Genomic DNA, 1,237 nt, shown 5'->3' with positions numbered 1-1,237 from the left:
GACAGCGGGGGCACGGTCACCTGGCGGCCTTTCCGTCGGCGCCGGTGGCGCCCCTGGTGTACTGGGGGTGGATGAGTCCGAGGCAACGGTACGGGAGGTCGTCGACCTCCTCGATCGGCACCCCGCGTCGGTCGGCCAGGAGGCGGATGTGGTCCAGGTCGGGTCCGGCGTCCCGGCGGGCGACGATCCGCCACGGCACCCGACGCAGCAGGACCCGGGTGGTCTCCCCCACTCCCGGTTTGATCAGGTTGACGTCCGCGATGCCGTACTCCTCCCCGATCCGCTCCACCGCCCGCCATCCGGCCATGGTGGGGGTGCGGTCGACGGAGGGGTCCATGGGGCCGGGGGTGACCTCCGGGAAGTGCGCCTCGACGGCCGCCAGGAAGGTCTCCGAGAGGTCGGCGTCGGCCAGCTCCCGGTAGTGCTTGGCTCCGTGGAACTCGTCGGGGCCGATCAGGTCGGCGCGCAGCACGGTGCGGGAGACCAGGCCGGAGACGGTGGAGTTCAGGCAGGCCGAGGGGATGAGGAAGTCGTCCCGGGTGCCGAAGACCGATACGCAGGAGCCGGGGTCGGCGAGCACCGCGAGGTCGGCGCAGAAGGCACCGCGCAGGGGCCCGGGGAGGGTGTCGAGCGCCTCCGCCAGTTCCCGGGTGATGGCCCCCTTGCCGGTCCAGCCGTCGACGAAGACCACGTCGGCGGGATCGTGGTGGGCGGCCAGCCAGCGCAGGGCGGTGGTGTCGATGCCCCGCCCCCGGACGATGGACAGCGTGTGGTGCGGCAGGTCCACGCCGTGGGTCAGGCGTGCCCAGCGGCGCATCAGGACCCCCACCGGGGTTCCGGCCCGGGCCAGGGAGGCGAGGACGGGCCGGGCGGTGGTGCCGTCGGGGCGTGTGCGGGAGCGTTCGACGAGCAGGGTGTCGGTGACCGTGGCCACCGCCTGCGCGACGCGACGGGCGGAGGCGGCCAGGGCGTCGTGGAAGAGCTGTTGGTACTCCGGATCCGGCTGGTACTCCAGCGGCAGGGACTCCGCGTAGTGGGCGCCGCCACTCTGGATGGCCTCCTCGCGTTCCTCGGTGGGTGCCTCGAGGCGGACCTCGGAGAGGTCCTGGAGCAGCCAGGCCACGTCCTCGGCCGGGTAGGAGGAGAACGCCGGGCCGTGGAGCGGTTGCGGCAGCGGGCGACCGGGGGCCGGAACCCGGTCCGGGAGGGGTGCCACCAGGACCAGGGGGGCGTGGGC

The 1,237-nt window shown here is 73.9% G+C and carries 1 protein-coding gene; it reads right to left on the bottom strand.

Features of this window, described 5'->3' with window-relative positions; all coding sequences use genetic code 11:
* Positions 1-16: 16 nt before the first annotated feature.
* The coding region (locus tag FNQ90_RS23755) for a cysteine protease StiP family protein (protein ID WP_182608224.1) at positions 17-1,237 on the bottom strand (1,221 nt) is incomplete at its 5' end.

The organism is Streptomyces alkaliphilus (genome assembly GCF_014141535.1).
In the GTDB taxonomy this organism is placed as follows: domain Bacteria; phylum Actinomycetota; class Actinomycetes; order Streptomycetales; family Streptomycetaceae; genus Streptomyces; species Streptomyces alkaliphilus.
Note: the sequence above shows the minus strand (reverse complement) of the source record. Positions and strands in the feature narration are given on the sequence as shown.